The sequence below is a fragment of the Pseudomonas sp. p21 genome, from assembly GCF_001642705.1.
In the GTDB taxonomy this organism is placed as follows: Bacteria; Pseudomonadota; Gammaproteobacteria; order Pseudomonadales; family Pseudomonadaceae; genus Aquipseudomonas.
In genome coordinates, this window is record NZ_LWBV01000006.1 from 161205 (window position 1) to 180299 (window position 19095).

Annotated in this window: 14 protein-coding genes; 9 read left to right on the top strand and 5 right to left on the bottom strand. The window is 63.7% G+C overall.

Translation table 11 applies throughout. The features are described 5' to 3' along the window. The first annotated feature begins 381 nt into the window (after positions 1–381). From fadB to A4C63_RS18130, 6 genes are all read left to right on the top strand, one after another. Positions 382–2529, top strand: coding sequence for a fatty acid oxidation complex subunit alpha FadB (gene fadB / locus A4C63_RS18105; RefSeq protein WP_063913895.1), 2148 nt, complete (start codon positions 382–384; stop codon positions 2527–2529). 31 nt (positions 2530–2560) lie between these two features. Next, positions 2561–3736, top strand: a complete 1176-nt coding sequence (fadA, locus tag A4C63_RS18110; RefSeq protein ID WP_013971712.1) for an acetyl-CoA C-acyltransferase FadA — start codon at positions 2561–2563, stop codon at positions 3734–3736. Positions 3737–3812: 76 nt separating this feature from the next. Continuing rightward, positions 3813–4064, top strand: coding sequence for a DUF1653 domain-containing protein (locus A4C63_RS18115; protein ID WP_023661154.1), 252 nt, complete (start codon positions 3813–3815; stop codon positions 4062–4064). A 100-nt stretch (positions 4065–4164) separates the two neighbouring features. Further along, positions 4165–6774 carry a type I DNA topoisomerase gene (topA, locus tag A4C63_RS18120; protein WP_063913896.1) on the top strand — a complete coding sequence of 870 codons (2610 nt, stop codon included), beginning with the start codon at positions 4165–4167 and terminating at the stop codon, positions 6772–6774. 188 nt (positions 6775–6962) lie between these two features. Then, complete coding sequence (locus A4C63_RS18125) at positions 6963–7478, top strand: DUF6586 family protein (RefSeq protein ID WP_063913897.1); 516 nt, start codon at positions 6963–6965, stop codon at positions 7476–7478. Between the two features lie 50 nt (positions 7479–7528). Beyond that, positions 7529–7762 (top strand): hypothetical protein, encoded by a 234-nt coding sequence (locus tag A4C63_RS18130; RefSeq protein WP_004376430.1) that lies wholly within the window; start codon positions 7529–7531, stop codon positions 7760–7762. 49 nt (positions 7763–7811) lie between these two features. Here the strand turns inward: A4C63_RS18130 and sulA are convergent, their stop codons facing one another. Further along, positions 7812–8288: an SOS-induced cell division inhibitor SulA gene (gene sulA, locus A4C63_RS18135; RefSeq protein ID WP_063913898.1), complete on the bottom strand. Its 477-nt coding sequence runs from the start codon at positions 8286–8288 to the stop codon at positions 7812–7814. Positions 8289–8301: 13 nt separating this feature from the next. Beyond that, positions 8302–8910 carry a transcriptional repressor LexA gene (gene lexA / locus A4C63_RS18140; RefSeq protein WP_063913899.1) on the bottom strand — a complete coding sequence of 203 codons (609 nt, stop codon included), beginning with the start codon at positions 8908–8910 and terminating at the stop codon, positions 8302–8304. A gap of 215 nt (positions 8911–9125) precedes the next feature. Between lexA and A4C63_RS18145 the strand changes: the two genes are divergently transcribed. The 3 genes from A4C63_RS18145 to nagZ are packed head-to-tail and all read left to right on the top strand — an operon-like array spanning position 9126 to position 11425. Continuing rightward, positions 9126–9839, top strand: a complete 714-nt coding sequence (locus tag A4C63_RS18145) for a TetR/AcrR family transcriptional regulator (RefSeq protein ID WP_063913900.1) — start codon at positions 9126–9128, stop codon at positions 9837–9839. 40 nt (positions 9840–9879) lie between these two features. Continuing rightward, complete coding sequence (locus A4C63_RS18150; RefSeq protein WP_063913901.1) at positions 9880–10404, top strand: L,D-transpeptidase; 525 nt, start codon at positions 9880–9882, stop codon at positions 10402–10404. A gap of 22 nt (positions 10405–10426) precedes the next feature. Then, on the top strand, positions 10427–11425 hold the full coding sequence (nagZ, locus tag A4C63_RS18155) for a beta-N-acetylhexosaminidase (protein WP_172827539.1): 999 nt from the start codon (positions 10427–10429) through the stop codon (positions 11423–11425). 195 nt (positions 11426–11620) lie between these two features. On the opposite strand, the gene A4C63_RS18160 is transcribed toward nagZ, so the two are convergent. Genes A4C63_RS18160 through mfd form a run of 3 tightly spaced genes read right to left on the bottom strand, consistent with a single transcriptional unit; the run spans position 11621 to position 18965 of the window. Then, positions 11621–14929, bottom strand: a complete 3309-nt coding sequence (locus A4C63_RS18160; protein WP_082888367.1) for a DEAD/DEAH box helicase — start codon at positions 14927–14929, stop codon at positions 11621–11623. A 4-nt stretch (positions 14930–14933) separates the two neighbouring features. Next, positions 14934–15506, bottom strand: coding sequence for a CsiV family protein (locus tag A4C63_RS18165; protein WP_063913903.1), 573 nt, complete (start codon positions 15504–15506; stop codon positions 14934–14936). A 9-nt stretch (positions 15507–15515) separates the two neighbouring features. Beyond that, on the bottom strand, positions 15516–18965 hold the full coding sequence (gene mfd / locus A4C63_RS18170) for a transcription-repair coupling factor (protein WP_063913904.1): 3450 nt from the start codon (positions 18963–18965) through the stop codon (positions 15516–15518). Positions 18966–19095 lie beyond the last annotated feature (130 nt).

The window sequence follows — 19095 nt, forward strand, 5'->3', positions numbered from 1 at the left end:
GCATTCAAGCAAGTGCCAGTGTAGCCGTTCGAAGTCGCCGCGCAAGGCAAAAGCTGCAGCATTCTCCTGCGGTTCATGGTCAATCGCCGACATGAATGGTCAGCGATCACCGTCAGCATGTTTAGTACCTGGACGCTACAAAATGACCGGAAAGTCGTGTTTTCACCTTGCTTGCGAGCATTTGACAACGCCGATCTTTTCGGAGAATGTGTGCACACCCAAATCAAACGGGCGTATGAATTGAGCGTTTGTATGTCATGACGCCAAGCCATACTTCCGACTAGCGCGCTGACGGGTGTGCCTGGGGCAGGGCAGCTAAACCTGCTTTTGCTGCAGCGATCGGCGTGTACAGTTCAGCTTCCATATCGTGGAGATCAGTTGATGATTTACGAAGGTAAAGCCATCACGGTTAAGGCTCTTGAAAGTGGCATCGTCGAGCTCAAGTTCGACCTCAAGGGTGAGTCCGTCAACAAGTTCAACCGCCTGACCCTGAACGAGCTGCGCCAGGCCGTCGATGCCATCCAGGCCGACGCCTCGGTCAAGGGCGTGATCGTCAGCAGTGGCAAGGACGTGTTCATCGTCGGCGCCGACATCACCGAGTTCGTCGACAACTTCAAGCTGCCCGAGGCCGAACTGGTCGCCGGCAACCTGGAAGCCAACCGCATCTTCAACGCCTTCGAAGACCTCGAAGTGCCGACCGTCGCCGCCATCAACGGCATCGCCCTGGGCGGCGGCCTGGAAATGTGCCTGGCCGCCGACTACCGGGTCATGTCCAGCAGCGCCAAGATCGGCCTGCCGGAAGTCAAGCTGGGTATCTACCCGGGCTTCGGCGGTACCGTGCGCCTGCCGCGCCTGATCGGTTCGGACAACGCCATCGAGTGGATTGCCTCCGGCAAGGAAAACCGTGCCGAAGACGCGCTGAAAGTGGGTGCCGTCGACGCCGTGGTCGCGCCTGAACTGCTGATGGCCGGTGCCCTTGACCTGGTCAAGCGCGCCATCAGTGGCGAGCTGGACTACAAGGCCAAGCGCCAGCCCAAGCTGGAAAAGCTCAAGCTCAACGCCATCGAGCAGATGATGGCCTTCGAGACCGCCAAGGGCTTCGTCGCCGGCCAGGCCGGCCCGAACTACCCGGCCCCGGTCGAAGCCATCAAGACCATCCAGAAGGCCGCCAACTTCGGCCGTGACAAGGCCCTGGAAGTCGAGGCCGCAGGCTTCGCCAAGCTGGCCAGGACTTCGGTTGCCGAAAGCCTGATCGGCCTGTTCCTCAACGACCAGGAACTCAAGCGCAAGGCCAAGGCGCATGACGAAATCGCCCATGACGTGAAGCAGGCCGCCGTGCTCGGCGCCGGCATCATGGGTGGCGGCATCGCCTACCAGTCGGCGGTCAAGGGTACCCCGATCCTGATGAAGGACATCCGCGAGGAAGCCATCCAGCTGGGCCTGAACGAGGCCTCCAAGCTGCTCGGCAACCGCGTCGAGAAGGGCCGCCTGACCCCGGCCAAGATGGCCGAGGCACTCAACGCCATTCGCCCGACCCTGTCCTATGGCGATTTCGCCAATGTCGACATCGTCGTCGAGGCCGTGGTCGAGAACCCGAAAGTCAAACAGGCCGTGCTGGCCGAAGTGGAAGGCCAGGTGAAGGACGATGCGATCCTCGCTTCCAACACCTCGACCATCTCCATCAACCTGCTGGCCAAGGCGCTCAAGCGCCCGGAAAACTTCGTCGGCATGCACTTCTTCAACCCGGTGCACATGATGCCGCTGGTGGAAGTCATCCGTGGCGAGAAGTCCAGTGAAGTGGCGGTCGCCACCACCGTGGCCTACGCCAAGAAAATGGGCAAGAACCCGATCGTGGTCAACGACTGCCCGGGCTTTTTGGTCAACCGCGTGCTGTTCCCGTACTTCGGCGGCTTCGCCAAGCTGGTCAGCGCCGGTGTCGACTTCGTGCGTATCGACAAGGTCATGGAAAAGTTCGGCTGGCCGATGGGCCCGGCGTACCTGATGGACGTGGTCGGCATCGACACCGGCCACCACGGCCGCGACGTGATGGCCGAAGGCTTCCCGGACCGCATGAAGGACGAGCGCCGCTCGGCCGTTGACGCACTGTACGAGGCCAACCGCCTGGGCCAGAAGAACGGCAAGGGCTTCTACGCCTACGAAACCGACAAGCGCGGCAAGCCGAAGAAGGTCGCCGACGCCAGCGTGCTCGACGTGCTCAAGCCGATCGTCTTCGAACAGCGCGAAGTCACCGACGAAGACATCATCAACTGGATGATGATCCCGCTGTGCCTGGAGACCGTGCGCTGCCTGGAAGACGGCATTGTCGAAACCGCCGCCGAAGCCGACATGGGCCTGGTCTACGGCATTGGCTTCCCTCCCTTCCGCGGTGGTGCGCTGCGCTACATCGACTCGATCGGTGTGGCCGAATTCGTTGCCCTGGCCGATCAGTACGCCGATCTGGGGCCGCTGTACCACCCGACCGCCAAGCTGCGTGAAATGGCCAAGAACGGCCAGCGCTTCTTCAACTGAGCGGTCAACGAGCTAGAGCGAGAGATTTGATATGAGCCTGAATCCAAGAGACGTGGTGATTGTCGACTTCGGTCGCACGCCGATGGGCCGCTCCAAGGGTGGCATGCACCGCAATACCCGCGCCGAAGACATGTCGGCGCACCTGATCAGCAAGCTGTTGGAACGCAACGACAAGGTCGACCCGAAAGAGGTCGAGGATGTGATCTGGGGCTGCGTCAACCAGACCCTCGAGCAGGGCTGGAACATCGCCCGCATGGCCTCGCTGATGACCCAGATCCCGCACACCTCCGCGGCGCAGACCGTCAGCCGCCTGTGCGGCTCGTCGATGAGCGCGCTGCACACCGCCGCCCAGGCGATCATGACCGGCAACGGTGATGTGTTTGTGGTCGGTGGCGTGGAGCACATGGGCCACGTCAGCATGATGCATGGCGTCGACCCCAACCCGCACCTGTCCTTGCATGCCGCCAAGGCTTCCGGGATGATGGGCCTGACCGCGGAAATGCTCGGCAAGATGCACGGCATCACCCGTGAGCAGCAGGACCTGTTCGGCCTGCGTTCACACCAGCTGGCCCACAAGGCCACGGTCGAAGGCAAGTTCAAGGACGAAATCATCCCGATGCAGGGTTATGACGAGAACGGCTTCCTGAAGGTGTTCGATTTCGACGAAACCATTCGCCCGGAAACCACCCTCGAAGGCCTGGCGTCGCTGAAGCCGGCGTTCAACCCGAAAGGCGGTACCGTCACTGCCGGTACCTCGTCGCAGATCACCGACGGTGCGTCGTGCATGATCGTCATGTCCGGCCAGCGCGCCATGGACCTGGGGATCCAGCCATTGGCGGTCATCCGCTCCATGGCGGTGGCCGGTGTCGATCCGGCGATCATGGGCTATGGCCCGGTGCCGTCGACCCAGAAAGCCCTCAAGCGTGCCGGCCTGACCATGGCCGACATCGACTTCATCGAGCTCAACGAAGCCTTTGCCGCACAGGCCTTGCCAGTGCTGAAGGACTTGAAAGTACTCGACAAGATGGATGAGAAGGTTAACCTGCACGGCGGCGCCATTGCCTTGGGCCACCCGTTCGGTTGCTCCGGGGCACGGATTTCCGGCACCCTGCTCAACGTCATGAAGCAGAATGGCGGTACCCTGGGGGTGGCGACCATGTGCGTCGGCCTCGGCCAAGGTATCACCACTGTCTTCGAACGCGTCTGATCGCGGAGCGGGACAGCGACCGGGGCCTTGTGCCCCGGTTTTGTTTTTTCAGGTTTTATTCAAGAGGGTGGGCAACATGCAGATACAACCAGGCGTATACCGGCATTACAAAGGGCCTGAGTACCGTGTCTTCAGTGTTGCGCGGCACTCCGAGAGCGAAGAGTGGATGGTGTTCTACCAATGCCTGTATGGTGACTACAGCTTCTGGGTACGGCCACTTTCGATGTTCCAGGAGTCCGTCGAGGTTGACGGCGAGCAGGTGCCACGCTTTGCTTTGGTCAAGGCCGAAGAGGGGCTGCCCGGGTTGCTGGGCAAGTCTCACGAGTGATAGTCCGAACTTGACCTCACACTTTTGCCACTATATATAGCGGTGCCGCGTCTGGCACCTGACGCGTTTTTCATCTTCAGATTCAGGAATACTCCGATCCATGGGCAAATCGCTGGTCATTGTGGAATCCCCGGCCAAGGCCAAGACCATCAACAAGTACCTGGGCAACCAGTACGTGGTGAAGTCGAGTATCGGCCATATCCGAGACCTCCCCACCAGCGGTTCGGCCAGCGCCAGCAAAGAGCCGGCCGCCAAGCGTGGCAAGGCCGCGGGTGAGGCTCCGGCCCTGTCGCCGAAGGAAAAGGCCCGCCGCCAGCTGGTGGCGCGCATGGGCGTCGACCCCGATCACGGCTGGAAGGCCAAGTACGAGATCCTGCCTGGCAAGGAAAAGGTGATCGAAGAACTGCGCCGCCTGGCCAAGGATGCCGACACCATCTATCTCGCAACCGACTTGGACCGCGAAGGGGAGGCCATTGCCTGGCACCTGCGCGAGGCCATCGGCGGCGACGACACCCGCTACAAGCGCGTGGTGTTCAACGAAATTACCAAGAAGGCCATCCAGGATGCCTTCTCGCAGCCAGGCGAGCTGGATATCGACCGGGTTAACGCCCAGCAGGCACGGCGCTTCCTCGACCGCGTGGTCGGTTACATGGTTTCGCCGCTGCTGTGGGCCAAGATCGCCCGTGGCCTGTCCGCCGGCCGTGTACAGTCGGTGGCGGTGAAGCTGGTGGTGGAGCGCGAACGTGAAATACGTGCGTTCATCCCGGAAGAATACTGGGAAATCCACGCCGACCTCGGCACCGCCAAGAACGCCAAGGTGCGTTTCGAAGTGGCCCGCGAGAAGGGGGAGGCCTTCAAGCCGCTGAACGAAGCCCAGGCCATGGCAGCGCTGGAGAAGCTCAAGGCTTCGAGCTACAGCGTGGTCAAGCGCGAAGACCGCCCGACCAGCAGCAAGCCATCGGCACCGTTCATTACCTCCACCCTGCAGCAGGCGGCCAGCAACCGCCTGGGCTTCGGTGTGAAGAAAACCATGATGATGGCCCAACGCTTGTACGAAGCGGGCTACATCACCTATATGCGTACCGACTCGACCAACCTGTCGGCCGACGCCCTGGACATGGCACGCAGCTACATCGAGCGTGAGTTCGGCAAGCAGTACCTGCCCGAGGCACCGCTGGTGTACGGCAGCAAGGAAGGCGCCCAGGAGGCGCACGAGGCGATCCGTCCTTCCGACGTGAACACCCACCCGACCAAGCTCAGTGGCATGGAGCGCGACGCCGAGCGCCTGTACGAGCTGATCTGGCGCCAGTTCCTGGCCTGCCAGATGCCGCCGGCGCAGTACCTGTCCACCAGCGTCACCGTGGCCGCGGGTGACTTCGAGCTGCGTGCCAAGGGCCGCATCCTCAAGTTCGACGGTTACACCCGTGTACTGCCGCAGCAGAGCAAGCCGGGCGAAGACGACGTGTTGCCGGAAATGGTCCAGGGCGAAGCGCTGAAGCTGATCCAGATCGACCCGAGTCAGCACTTCACCAAGCCACCGGCGCGCTTCACCGAAGCCAGCCTGGTCAAGGAAATGGAAAAGCGCGGCATCGGCCGCCCGTCGACCTATGCAGCGATCATCTCGACCATTCAGGACCGTGGCTATGTGACCCTGCACAACCGCCGCTTCTATTCCGAGAAGATGGGCGACATCGTCACCGAGCGCCTGTCCGAGAGCTTCTCCAACCTGATGGACTACGGCTTTACCGCCGACATGGAAGAGAACCTCGACGACGTGGCCCAGGGCGAGCGTGACTGGAAGAACGTGCTCGACGAGTTCTACGGCGACTTCAGCAAAAAGCTGCAGACCGCCGAGTCCAGCGAAGACGGCATGCGCGCCAACCAACCGACCATGACCAACATTCCGTGCAAGGAATGTGGCCGGCCGATGATGATCCGCACCGCCTCCACCGGCGTGTTCCTCGGTTGCTCGGGCTATAGCCTGCCGCCAAAAGAGCGCTGCAAGGCCACCGTCAACCTGGTGCCGGGCGACGAGATTGCCGCCGACGACGAGGGTGAATCGGAATCCCGCGTGCTGCTGGGCAAGCACCGCTGCCCTATCTGCGCCACGGCGATGGATGCCTACCTGCTGGACGAAAAGCACAAGCTGCACATCTGCGGTAACAACCCGGATTGCACTGGCTACGAGATCGAGGAAGGCAACTACCGCATCAAGGGCTACGAAGGGCCGAGCCTGGAGTGCGACAAGTGTGGCAGCGAGATGCAGTTGAAGACAGGCCGCTTCGGCAAGTTCTTCGGTTGCACCAACCCGGCGTGCAAGAACACCCGCAAGCTGCTCAAGAGCGGCGAGGCGGCGCCACCGAAAATGGACAAGGTGGACATGCCAGAGCTCAAGTGCGAGAAGGTCGACGATACCTACGTGCTGCGTGATGGCGCTTCGGGGTTGTTCCTGGCCGCCAGCCAGTTCCCCAAGAACCGCGAAACCCGTGCGCCGCTGGTGCTGGAGATCGTGCCGCACAAGCATGAGATCGACCCGAAGTACCACTTCCTGTGCGATGCGCCGCAGAAAGACCCGGATGGCCGCCCGGCGGTGATCCGTTACAGCCGCAAGACCAAGGAGCAGTACGTGCAGTCCGAGGTTGATGGCAAGCCGACCGGCTGGAAGGCGTTCTACGACGGCAATGCGTGGAAGGTTGAAGACAAGCGCTGATCTGTCAGTGCTGTAATTGGGGCCGCTTTGCGCCCCTTCGCGGGCTTGCCCGCTCCTACAGGTACAGCGCAGGCCTTGGGCTTGATGCAATTGCTGTGGGAGCGGGCAAGCTCGCGAAGGGGCGCAAAGCGGCCCCAATCATTTATGATGCAGCTATCCGCCTTGCAGCCTCATGGGAGGGCACAGAAATGGCCCAGGAACTCTACACCCGCACCAACCAGAAACTGTTCTTTGCCGGCCTCGCCCTGGAATCCATGGCCAAGGCCGAACAAAGCCAGGCCATGAATGCCCAAGGCCTGGTCCAGGCCGAGCGCGAGTCGGCGCTGTTCCACCTGTACGGCGCACTGCTGGGCCTGTGTCATGAAATTGGTGGCTTCTACCGCCTGCCTGTGGTTGCAACGGTTGAGCAAGCACTGGCTGACGACGCCCTGAACGGCATCGCTATTCCGGAAGTGGCCGAACTGCTGGAGCTGGCCCGCCAGCGCGAAACCTGGTTGGCGCAAATGCTCGGTGCTTATGCCGATTTGTTCCGACCACCGGTCGCGAAAAAAGCGCCGAAAACCGACGTCACCCAGCCACTGATCCAGGCCGTCAATCTCGATGAGCCCGAGCATCCGGCGCTGTCGCGTGCCGAACTGGAAAGCTGGCGCAACAACCTCAAGGGCCTGGTGAGACGTTTCCGCGACGCGTTGAGTGAGTGCTGATAGCTGCTACGGCTGGTACAATGCTGGCCTTTCGCGGAGAACTGCCATTTATGTCTACGTCGTTTCTGGAAATTGTCGAGTTGCCTGATGGCCGCATCGAACTGCGTCGCGCCGAGGATGAGGGCTCTCTGGTAACCCTGGATTTCTCGGAAGACGCCAAGGCGTTCCTGCAGGGCCAGCATGTGGAAGTGGCCAAGGCCATGCTCAGCGTGGGCGTGCAGATGGCCGGTCGCCTGATGGATGGCGAGCTTGAGCGTGATGAAGGGCCCCGTGTGCTGCACTGATGTGCAGCAGGGCATCAGGTTTTATGCAGTGACAGGCAAAGCCTGAACATCAGCCGAGGCGGATGTTCAGGCTTTGTGCGTTTCCGGCACCGGCAGCGCGCAGCAATTGCTGGCGTGCAGTGGCGTTGACGTTGCCCAGCCAGCTGACCACGGTGTGGCTGCGGCCCAGGCGCAAGGCTTCGCAGGCCAGTTGAAGCGGGCTTTGATTGCCGCGAGGTTGCAGCAGCAGGATACGTTCACGGTTGAGCCCGGCATCTCGCAGCCAGGCCTGGGTCAGGCTCGACGGCGGGGCGATCAGAGTCAGCCAGCGTGTCTCGTCCTCTTCGCTCAGTTCGCGCAGCACCGGTGCCAGCAGGCTTTGGCAGTGCCCGGGGGCTCCGCGCAGCGACAGTTCGCTGAACAGCTCTGGCTGGCTGCTCTTGCGCGCCACTTCGCTGGCTTTCAGTCCAGGCAGTACGGGCTGGGCGAGGAATGCTTCGAACAATGGCAACTGGGCTTGCTCGGGTGCGTGAATGAACTGCTGCATGACGCCTCCTGGATCAGCGGCGAATGACGCCGACGCTCAAGCCCTCGATCACCAGCTCCTGTTCTTTCAGGTCAACTTCGATGGGGGCGAATTCGGGGTTCTCGGCGAGCAGCCAGACCTTGCTGCCTTCGCGCTTGAAGCGCTTGACGGTGACTTCGTCGCCGATACGGGCCACGACGATCTGGCCATTGCGGGCTTCGCGGCAGGTGTGTACCGCCAGCAGGTCGCCATCGAAGATGCCGACGTCCTTCATGCTCATGCCGTGTACGCGCAGCAGGTAGTCGGCCTGGGGGTGGAAGAAGTCAGGGTTGATGTTGCAGGATTGCTCGATGTGCTGCTCGGCAAGGATCGGCGCGCCGGCGGCAACCCGGCCGATGATCGGCAGGCCGTTTTCTTCAGCCTTGGCTTCCAGGCCGGGGATGCGAATGCCACGGGAGGCGCCCGGGGTCATCTCGATCGCACCCTTGCGGGCGAGGGCCTTGAGGTGTTCCTCGGCGGCGTTGGGCGACTTGAAGCCCAGTTCCTGAGCGATCTCGGCGCGCGTCGGCGGGAAGCCGTTGTCTTCCAGGCAGCGCTTGATGAACGCGAGAATTTCGGCTTGGCGTGGCGTCAGTTTCAACATGGTGAGCGCTCTGTCTTTTTGTACAGTGACTGGGATTATATACAGTACTGGATGAGCTGCAAGCCAAAACCTGCAATAAACAGTAGGAATGGCGCTTGCAGCGGCCCGTCTGGCGCTTTTAAATGGCGACCGACCGGTCACCGAGCCTTGACAGAAGCAGGGCTGAAACGTATGTTTCAAACACCTGTTTGTCTGGCGGAGTAGTCGGAGTAGTCATGGCCCAATCGGAAACCGTTGAACGCATTCTCGATGCTGCCGAGCAGCTGTTCGCGGAAAGGGGGTTCGCAGAAACCTCGTTGCGGCTGATTACCAGCAAGGCCGGGGTCAACCTGGCGGCGGTCAACTATCACTTCGGCTCCAAGAAGGCCCTGATCCAGGCGGTGTTCTCGCGTTTCCTGGGGCCGTTCTGCGCCAGCCTCGAACGTGAGCTGGAGCGGCGCCAGGCCAGGCCCGAGCAAAAGCCCAGCCTCGAAGAGCTGCTGGAAATGCTGGTGGAGCAGGCGTTGGCCGTGCAGCCACGCAGCAACAACGACCTGTCGATCTTCATGCGCCTGCTGGGCCTGGCCTTCAGCCAGAGCCAGGGCCACCTGCGGCGTTACCTGGAAGACATGTACGGCAAGGTGTTCCGCCGCTACATGCTGCTGGTCAACGAGGCCGCGCCGCGCATCCCGCCACTGGAGCTGTTCTGGCGCGTCCACTTCATGCTCGGTGCCGCCGCTTTCAGCATGTCCGGCATCAAGGCCCTGCGGGCGATTGCCGAGACCGATTTCGGTATCAACACCTCGATCGAGCAGGTGATGCGCCTGATGGTACCGTTCCTGGCTGCAGGCATGCGTGCCGATAGCGGAGTTACCGACGACGCCATGGCCGCCGCGCAACTGCGCCCGCGCACCAAGGCCAGTGCAAGCGCCACTACCGCCAAGGCCTGAAGGCTGGGCGGGGCAGGGCGCTTCGGCTAAGCTAGCGCCCATGCCTGACCTCGACTTCCTGCACATTTCCCTTGCCGACCAGCGCCTTTATGGCTTTGCCCATGGCCAGCTGCGCGTGCGCCTACCGGTTTCCACGGCGCGCAATGGTGCCGGCGAACGCATCGGCTCGGGTTGCACGCCGTGTGGCTTGCACCAGGTGCGGGCTAAGATCGGCGCGGGCTTGCCGCTGAATGCAGTATTGGCCGGGCGGCGCTGGACCGGCGAGGTGTGGTCGCCGGCCTTGCACGCGCAATACCCCGGCCGGGACTGGATCCTTACCCGTATTCTCTGGCTCAGTGGCTGTGAGCGGGGCGTCAACCGCCTGGGTGCGGTCGACACCTTCCGCCGTTATATCTACTTGCACGGCACCCCGGATACGGAACCCATGGGCGTAGCGCTGTCCCATGGTTGCATACGCCTGCGCAACACCGATTTGCTAAGCCTGTTCGAGCAGGTGCCGGCCCATTGCCCGGTACGCATCGAGCAGGCCGCCTGCCCCCAGTGGGCTTCTCTCAGTCTTCAATGAAGGATTACCCATGACTGTCAGCCTGCAAGGCTCCCTGATGGTGGATATCGCCGGTAAATGGCTGACCGCCGAAGATCGTCACCTGCTGCGCCAGCCTGAAGTGGCCGGCCTGATCATCTTTGCCCGTAACATCGACAGCCCGCGCCAGGTGCGTGAGCTGTGCGCGTCGATCCGCGCCATCCGCCCCGACCTGATCCTGGCGGTGGATCAGGAGGGCGGCCGTGTGCAGCGCCTGCGCCAGGGCTTTGTGCGCCTGCCGGCCATGCGTGCGCTGGCCGACAATGACAACGCCGAGTACCTGGCCGAGCAGTGCGGTTGGTTGATGGCGACCGAGGTACTGGCGGTTGGCCTGGACCTCAGCTTTGCCCCGGTGCTCGACCTGGACCACCAGCGCAGCGCCGTGGTTGGCAGCCGCGCCTTCGAGGGTGACCCGCTACGCGCCACGCAACTGGCCGGGGCGTTCATCCGTGGCATGAATGCGGCGGGCATGGCGGCCTGTGGCAAGCACTTCCCGGGGCATGGCTGGGCCGAAGCGGACTCGCATGTGGCCATCCCCACCGATGAGCGCAGCCTCGAGCAGCTGCGCCAGGCCGACCTGGTGCCGTTCAGCCGCCTGAGCGGGCAGCTGGCGGCGGTGATGCCGGCGCATGTCATCTACCCGCAGGTCGACAACCAGCCGGCTGGCTTCTCGCGGCGCTGGTTGCAGGACATCCTGCGTGGCGAGCTGGGTTTCGACGGGGTTATTTTCAGTGATGATTTGTCGATGGCCGGCGCACATGTTGTCGGAGATGCGGCCAGCCGCATCGAAGCAGCATTGAGCGCAGGTTGTGATATGGGCCTGGTTTGCAATGATCGGGCGGCGGCGGAACTGGCACTGAGTGCGGCACAGCGCATGAAGGTCAAACCTTCGCCACGCATCGCAGGCATGCGCGGGCAAGGGTTTGCGCGGACTGACTATCGCCAGCAGCCACGGTGGCTGGAGGCGTTGGGGGCGTTGCGGGAGGCGCAACTGGTCGATTGACCGCGCTGGCCTCTTCGCGGGCATGCCCGCTCCCACGGGGGCGGTGCTGGTTTGATATTGGTGTTGTACCTGTGCCGGCCTCTTCGCGGGTGAACCCGCTCCGACAGGTATGGCACCGCCTTTGAGGGCGCTGATATCCCTGTGGGAGCGGGCGTGCCCGCGAAGAGGCCGGTACAGGCAGCAGAAGATTCTGGGCTACCGCCCGCGCTTGCCGGGCAGCGGCGCAAACAGCGCTTCGATCTCTTCATCCCCCAGCCGCCATTGCCCGGCCTGCCCGCCATCGAGCAGGCTCGCCGCCAGCGCTGCCTTCTCCTGCTGCAACAGCTGGATCTTTTCTTCCACCGTCCCCCGGGTGATCAGCTTGAACACGAACACCGGCTTGTCCTGGCCTATGCGGTAGGCGCGGTCGGTAGCCTGGTTCTCGCTGGCCGGGTTCCACCAAGGGTCGAAGTGGATCACCGTATCTGCGGCCGTCAGGTTCAAGCCCACGCCACCTGCCTTGAGGCTGATCAGGAACACTTCGCTATCACCCTGCTGGAACTGCTGCACCGGCGTGCGCCGGTCGCGGGTGTCGCCGGTCAGCAGGCTGTAGCGGATCTTGCGTTTCTCCAGCTCTTGCTCGATCAACGCCAGCATCGAGGTGAACTGCGAGAACAGCAGCACCCGGCGCCCTTCGCTGAGCAGCTCTTCGAGCATTTCCAGCAGTGCGCCCAGTTTGCCCTTGTCGGCCTGGTTGCCTTTGCTTTCCACCCCCTTGACCAGGCGCAAGTCGCAGCAGACCTGGCGCAGCTTGAGCAGGGCGTCGAGGATGATGATCTGGCTGCTCGCGGCGCCATTGCGGGCGATTTCGTCGCGGACTTTCTTGTCCATGGCCACCCGCACGGCCTCGTAGGTGTCACGCTGGGCATCGCTAAGCTCGACCCAGTGCACCATCTCGGTCTTGGCCGGTAGCTCGGTGGCCACCTGTTCCTTGGTGCGGCGCAGCAGGAACGGGCGGATGCGGCTGGCCAGGTGGGCCATGCGCTCGCTGTCGCCGTGGCGCTCGATCGGTGTGCGGTAGTCCTGGTTGAAGCGCTTCAGGTCACCCAGCCAGCCAGGCATGAGGAAGTGGAAAATCGACCACAGCTCGCCCAGGTTGTTTTCCATTGGCGTGCCGGTCAGGCAGACGCGCTGATTGGCCTGCAGCTCGCAGACGGCGAGGGCGGCCTTGCTGGTGCTGCTCTTGATGTTCTGCGCCTCGTCCAGCACCAGCACATGCCAGGCCTGGGCGCGCAGGTGCTCGAGGTCGCGCGGCACCAGGGCGTAGGTGGTCAGGACCAGGTCGTATTCGTGCAGCTTGGTGAAATGCTTGCTGCGCCCCGGGCCTTGCAGGGCCAGCACGCGCAGCTCGGGGGCGAAGCGCTGGGCTTCGTCCAGCCAGTTGGGCACCAGGCTGGTCGGCATTACCGCCAGGGCCGGTGCGTTCAGGCGCCCGGCCTGTTTCTCCAGTAGCAGGTGTGCCAAGGCCTGCAGGGTCTTGCCCAGGCCCATGTCGTCGCCAAGGATGCCGCCAGTACCCATCTCGCGCAGCGCCTGCAGCCAGTTCAGGCCTTGTTGCTGGTACGGCCGCAGGCTGGCCTGTAGCCCCGTCGGCGGTTCTACCTGCAGGTCTCGGGCATCGCGCAGGCGGCGGCCCAGGTCGCGCACATGCTCGCCACCCTCCCAGTGCAGGGGCAGGCCTTCGATGTCGTTCAGGCGTGCGGCATCGGCACGGTCCAGGCGCAGGGACGGGCCTGCGGCGTCTTCGTGCAGGTACAGCTCGCCCAGGGTGCCCATCACTGCCTTGATACGGCCATAGGGCAAGGCAACGCGCAGGGCCGGGGCATCGAGGCGGCCGCGGTTGAGGTCGATCAGCAGGTGCTCGTCGTCACTGCGCCGTGCCAGTTCGCTGGGGCGCAGCAGTTCCGGGTTGCTGCGCAGCAGTTGCAGCACGATCGGCAGCAGGCTGTGACGCTGGCCATTGACCACGATGCCCAGCTCCAGGTCGAACCATTCATGGCCGGGCGCTTCGTCGATGGTCGCGTACCAGTCGTCCACCTCCTGCAGGTTGAAGGCGAAGTCACGGTGGATGTCGATGTCCCAGCCGGCCTCGCGCAGGTGCGGCAGGCCTTCGCGGGCAAAGCGCAGCCAGGCTTCGTCATCGGGCAACTGGAGCATCTCGCCGGCGCTGTCAGGCAGGGCCTTGCTCTGACGGGTGGCAGCCTTGAATCCGAGGTCGCGTAGCACCTTGCGCAGCGCCTGCTCAGCCTGGGGCTGGCGGCGGATGCGCTGGCTGGTGTCGCCGACCAGGCGGGTCAGCGGTTTGTCGTCGCTGCCGCTGGCGCGCAGGCCGTCGTAGTCGAATGCCAACGCTGCACGGTGTTGCATCTGCCGTTGCATCCGCCCGGTCTTGGGCATGTAGGCGCTGAATTCGAGGCTGCCGAGGGTCAGGTGCGGCCTGGGTGGTAGATCGTCGATGAGTTGTTCGTTCAGCGTTGTCGGCGTCGGGAGTTGGTGGTTCAAGGCGTTGAGCTTGTGGCTGAGGGGGACTACGAGGTGTTCCGGGACATCGGGGGCGATTGTCAGTTGCAGGGCAATGTGTGAATCGAGTGAGTGTTCGATCTTGCCCACTTCACTGGTGGTGAAATTGAAATAATAAAGGGGCAGTAGCGGAATCACGCAGTTCAGGGGCGTTTCGCCGTGATACCAGATGCCGCGATAGTGGCCGTTGTCCAGGCGTACCCAGCGGAATTCCGCCGCAAGCGTCGCACCCTCGCGCAGCATTGGCTTGTATTCGTCGTAAAGCATGCGGCCGGTATCCAGGGCGCGCTGGAACAATTCGCCGCCTTCACGGCCCTTGAGCTGGTAACCACGGTCCTGGCTGCCGACCTGATTCAGGGCCGAAAGCAGGCGCAGGATGCGGATATCCTCTTCCCTGACGAAGCGAGGGGGCTCGTACAGAAATTCATACAGTGACTGCACGCGGCTGTAGCGTATGCCGTTTTCTTCACGGGTGCCTTTGCGCACTCGCAAGGCGCAGCCAGGCTCGTCGGTCAGCCTGAGCTGATAGCAGACCATGCGGCCGCGTTTGTCTTGCGCTTCGGCGGGTTGCTGAGCTGGCTGTTCCAGGCCCTTGAGCCAGCGTTGGAGGTTGGCCGGCAGTGTCTCACCGCCATTGTCCCGCGCTGCCTGCGGCTCGCTCAAAACGAACAAGGCAGCGGCGCAATGCTTGCAATTGTGTCCTACGGGGCAGCTGCACTGGCCGCGTACGTGGCAGCGGCCAGCCATGGCGCTGAGCGTGATCTTCTGGCGATACGGGCTGCCTTCGCTTCCGCAGCAGGTGGCTTCGATGAGCGGGCCACTGCATTTTTCGATTTTTACCCGGTCTTCCCGGGCGTAACGCTCACCGCGCTGCAGAACCGGGTCGGTGAACGACTGGGTCCAGTTCGGGTACTCGCGCAGCAACTGGAGAGCGTCACGACTCATTGCATCACTGCTCCATCATCTCCGGGTCCATCACCGGCATTTTCGGCGTACCCGGTGGCGTCACCTTCAGCAGCACCGCCAGGTGCCCGCCGTCGAGGAAGGTCAGCTGGCCGCCCTTGACGTTGCTGTTGCTCTGCTTGAACTGTTCGCTTTGCAGCACGCTGCCGTTGCCGTCCAGCTGGTTGACCCAGAAGTTGGCCTCGATCGCGATGAAGCGGCCCTCGGCGATGCTCAGATTGCCTTCGATAGGGAAGTGGCCGAACTGCTCGGCGCCTTCGCCCAAGGCGATGCGGCTGGGCTCGCTGCCCACGTGCTGCTGCCAGGCCTTGTGCAGCAGCACAGTGTAGTCGGCGGTGGCTTCCAGGCGGGTGGCTTCGTCTTCCAGCGCCAGGCGGCGCTCGGCGTCCTTCTTCAGGCGTGGAGCGCCGGCGCTCCAGTCTTCGGGGGCGAACGGGCTGGTGAAGGCGGGCACGCTGTTCTGCCGCACCAGGATCATTTCTACCTGATACAGGCCTTCGGCGAAGGCGGCCGGGGCGAACAACGCCAGCAGCAGGGTCAGGCAACGGATGGCACGCATGGGTCTTCCTTAAGCAGGCTGTGGGGTCAGGCGCTCGAACAGCGCCTCCAGGGTATTGAAGCGTTCGTCGGGGCGTTCCATCGGCACCAGGAAGCGGAACTGGGTGGCGCCTTCGAACTTGTAGCGTTTGGGCTGGCCCTGGATCAGCTTGATCAGGGTCAGCGGGTCGACCGGGGTCTCGGCCTCGAACTCGAGCTTGCCGCCGTTGGGGCCGGCGTCGACTTTCTTGATGCCGAGCTTTTCCGCGTGCAGCTTGAGCGAGGTCAGACGCATCAGGTTCTTGGTCGGCTCGGGCAGCAGGCCGAAGCGGTCGATCATTTCCACTTGCAGGTCCTTGAGGCCTTCTTCGTCGGCGGCCGAGGCAATGCGCTTGTACAGGATCAGCCGCGCATGCACGTCGGGCAGGTAGTCCTCGGGGATTAGTGCCGGCAGGCGCAGGTTGATTTCCGGGCCGCCGCCCAGCGGCTGCTCAAGGTTTGGCTGGGTGCCCTTGCGGATCGCCTTGACCGCGCGCTCGAGCATTTCCATGTACAGGGTAAAGCCCACCGCCTGGATCTGCCCGCTCTGGCCCTCGCCCAGCAGCTCGCCGGCGCCGCGAATCTCCAGGTCGTTGGTGGCCAGTACGAAACCGGCGCCCAGGTCCTGGGTGTTGGCGATCGCCTCCAGGCGTTTTTCGGCGTCGGCGCTGACCTTCTGCCGGGTTGGCGTCAGCAGGTAGGCGTAGGCCTGGTGGTGGCTACGGCCAACCCGGCCGCGCAGCTGGTGCAGCTGGGCCAGGCCGAACTTGTCGGCGCGCTCGATGACGATGGTGTTGGCGCTGGGCACGTCGATGCCGGTTTCGATGATGGTCGAGGCCACCAGCACGTTGAAGCGCTTGTGGTAGAAGTCACTCATCACCTGTTCCAGCTCGCGCTCGCGCATTTGCCCGTGGCCGATGCCGATGCGCGCCTCGGGCACCAGTTCGGCAAGGTCGGCGGCGCATTTCTCGATGGTTTTCACATCGTTGTGCAGGTAGTACACCTGGCCACCGCGCAGCAGCTCACGCAGCAGCGCCTCCTTGACCGTGCTCTTGTTCTGCTCCATGACGAAGGTGCGTACCGACAGGCGGCGCGCCGGCGGCGTGGCGATGATCGACAGGTCGCGCATGCCCGCCACCGCCATGTTCAGCGTGCGCGGGATCGGCGTGGCGGTGAGGGTGAGGATGTCCACCTCGCTGCGCAGGGCCTTGAGCTGTTCCTTCTGGCGCACGCCAAAACGGTGTTCTTCGTCGATGATGGCCAGGCCCAGGTCCTTGAAACGCACATCGTCCTGCAGCAGCTTGTGGGTGCCGATGAGGATGTCGATCTTGCCTTCGGCCAGGTCGGCGGCGGCGTTGGCCACTTCCTTGGCCGACTTGAAGCGGCTCATCACTTCCACGGTCACAGGCCAGTCGGCGAAGCGGTCGCGGAAGCTGTTGTAGTGCTGTTGGGCGAGCAGGGTGGTGGGTACCAGCACGGCCACCTGGCGGCCGCTGTGCACGGCGATGAACGCCGCGCGCATGGCCACTTCGGTCTTGCCGAAGCCGACGTCGCCGCACACCAGGCGGTCCATCGGCTTGGGCGCCAGCATGTCGGCGCGCACGGCTTCGATGGCAGCTTGCTGGTCCGGGGTTTCCTCGAACGGGAAGCCGGCGCTGAAGGTGGCGTAGTCGGCGGACGGGTCGGCAAACGCATAGCCCTTGCGCGCGGCGCGGCGGGCATAGATGTCGAGCAGTTCGGCAGCCACGTCGCGCACCTGTTCAGCGGCCTTGCGCTTGGCCTTCTGCCAGGCCTCCGAGCCCAGCCGGTGGAGCGGTGCCAGGGCATCGTCGCTGCCGGTGTAGCGGGCGATCAGGTGCAGGTTGGCCACCGGCACGTACAGCTTGGCGCCCTCGGCGTATTCCAGGGTGAGGAATTCGGCGGCCTGGCCGTCGATTTCCAGGGTGGCCAGGCCCAGGTAGCGGCCCACGCCATGGTCGATGTGCACCACCGGTGCGCCTTCGCGCAGCTCGGTCAGGTTCTTGATCACCGCGTCGTTGGCTGTTTCGCCGCGCTTGTCGCGGCGGCGGCGCTGCATCACCCGCTGGCCGAACAGCGGGCTTTCGGCGACCAGGGCCAGGCCTGGGTCGTCCAGCAGCAGGCCATCATCCAGCGGGGCGATGGTGATCGCCAGGCGCTCGCTGCCAGTGATGAAGTCGGCCCAGCCGTCGACGGTGTGTGGGCGCAGTTTCAGCCGTTCGAGCAGCTCCAGCAGGACTTCGCGGCGGCCCGCCGATTCGGCGGTGAACAGCACGCGGCCGGGGAACTGGTCGAGGAAATTGGCCAGTTCGGCCAAGGGCTGGTTGGCCTTGGCCTCGATTGCCAGGTTGGGCAGAGCGCGCGCCGGGAAGCGCTCGCGGCCCGCGCCCGGGTCGAGGTCTTCAGTGCTGACCACTACCCGTGGCCATTGCTTGAGCCGGGCGAAGCAGTCTTCCACGGGCAGGAACAGCTCGGCTGGCGGCAGCAGCGGCCGGCTCAGGTCGCCACGGCGGTCCTCATAACGCCCGCGCACGTCGTTCCAGAAGTGTTCGGCGGCCTGTTCCACGCCGGGCAGCGAGAACACCTGGGTGTCGGCCGGCAGGTAGTCGAACAGGGTCGAGGTTTCTTCGAAGAACAGCGGCAGGTAGTACTCGATGCCGGCAGGGATGATGCCGCTGGCCAGGTCCTGGAAGATCGCGCTGCGGCGGAAGTCGACGTCGAAGCGTTCACGGAAGCGCGCCTTGAAGCGGGTCACTTCTTCTTTCTGCATCGGGAACTCGCGCGCCGGCAGCAGGCGTACCGAATCCACCTTGTCGATCGAGCGCTGGGTCTCGGGGTCGAAAGTGCGCAGCGTCTCGATCTCGTCATCGAACAGGTCGATGCGGTAGGGCAGCTTGCTGCCCATCGGGAACAGGTCGATCAACGCGCCGCGGACGGCGAACTCGCCATGCTCGTAGACAGTGTCGACGCAGCGGTAGCCACTGGCCTCCAGGCGCAGTCGCATCTGCTCCACATCGATGGTCTGGCCCACATCCAGCACCAGGCTGCTGCCCAGCAGGAAACGGGTCGGCGCCAGGCGGTGGAGGGCGGTGGTGACCGGCACCACGAGGATGCCGTGGCTCAGCTCCGGCAGGCGGTAGAGGCTGGCGATGCGCTGGGAAATGATGTCCTGGTGCGGCGAGAACAGGTCGTAGGGCAGGGTTTCCCAATCGGGGAACGGCAGCACCGGCAGGTCCGGGGCAAAGAAGCGAAGTTCCTGTTCCAGACGATCGGCAGCCTGGCTGTCGGCAGTCAGCAGCAGAGTGAAGCGGCCCGCGCTGCTGGCGGCCTCGGCGATGGCCAGGCTGAGGGCGGCACCGGGTAGATTGCCCCAGGTTTGTTTGCCGGCCGTGGCCGACATTTGCGGTAGGCGCAGAACTGACACGGGAGATCGCACTCCAAGCGTTGCGGCAAAGAGACCGATTGTACCGGTGACGATGCCGGCTGTCAGGCTCGAAAGGGCATGAACGCTGGCTTGCGTGGTCGCGACAGGCGCTCATTGCCCGCAACGCGTT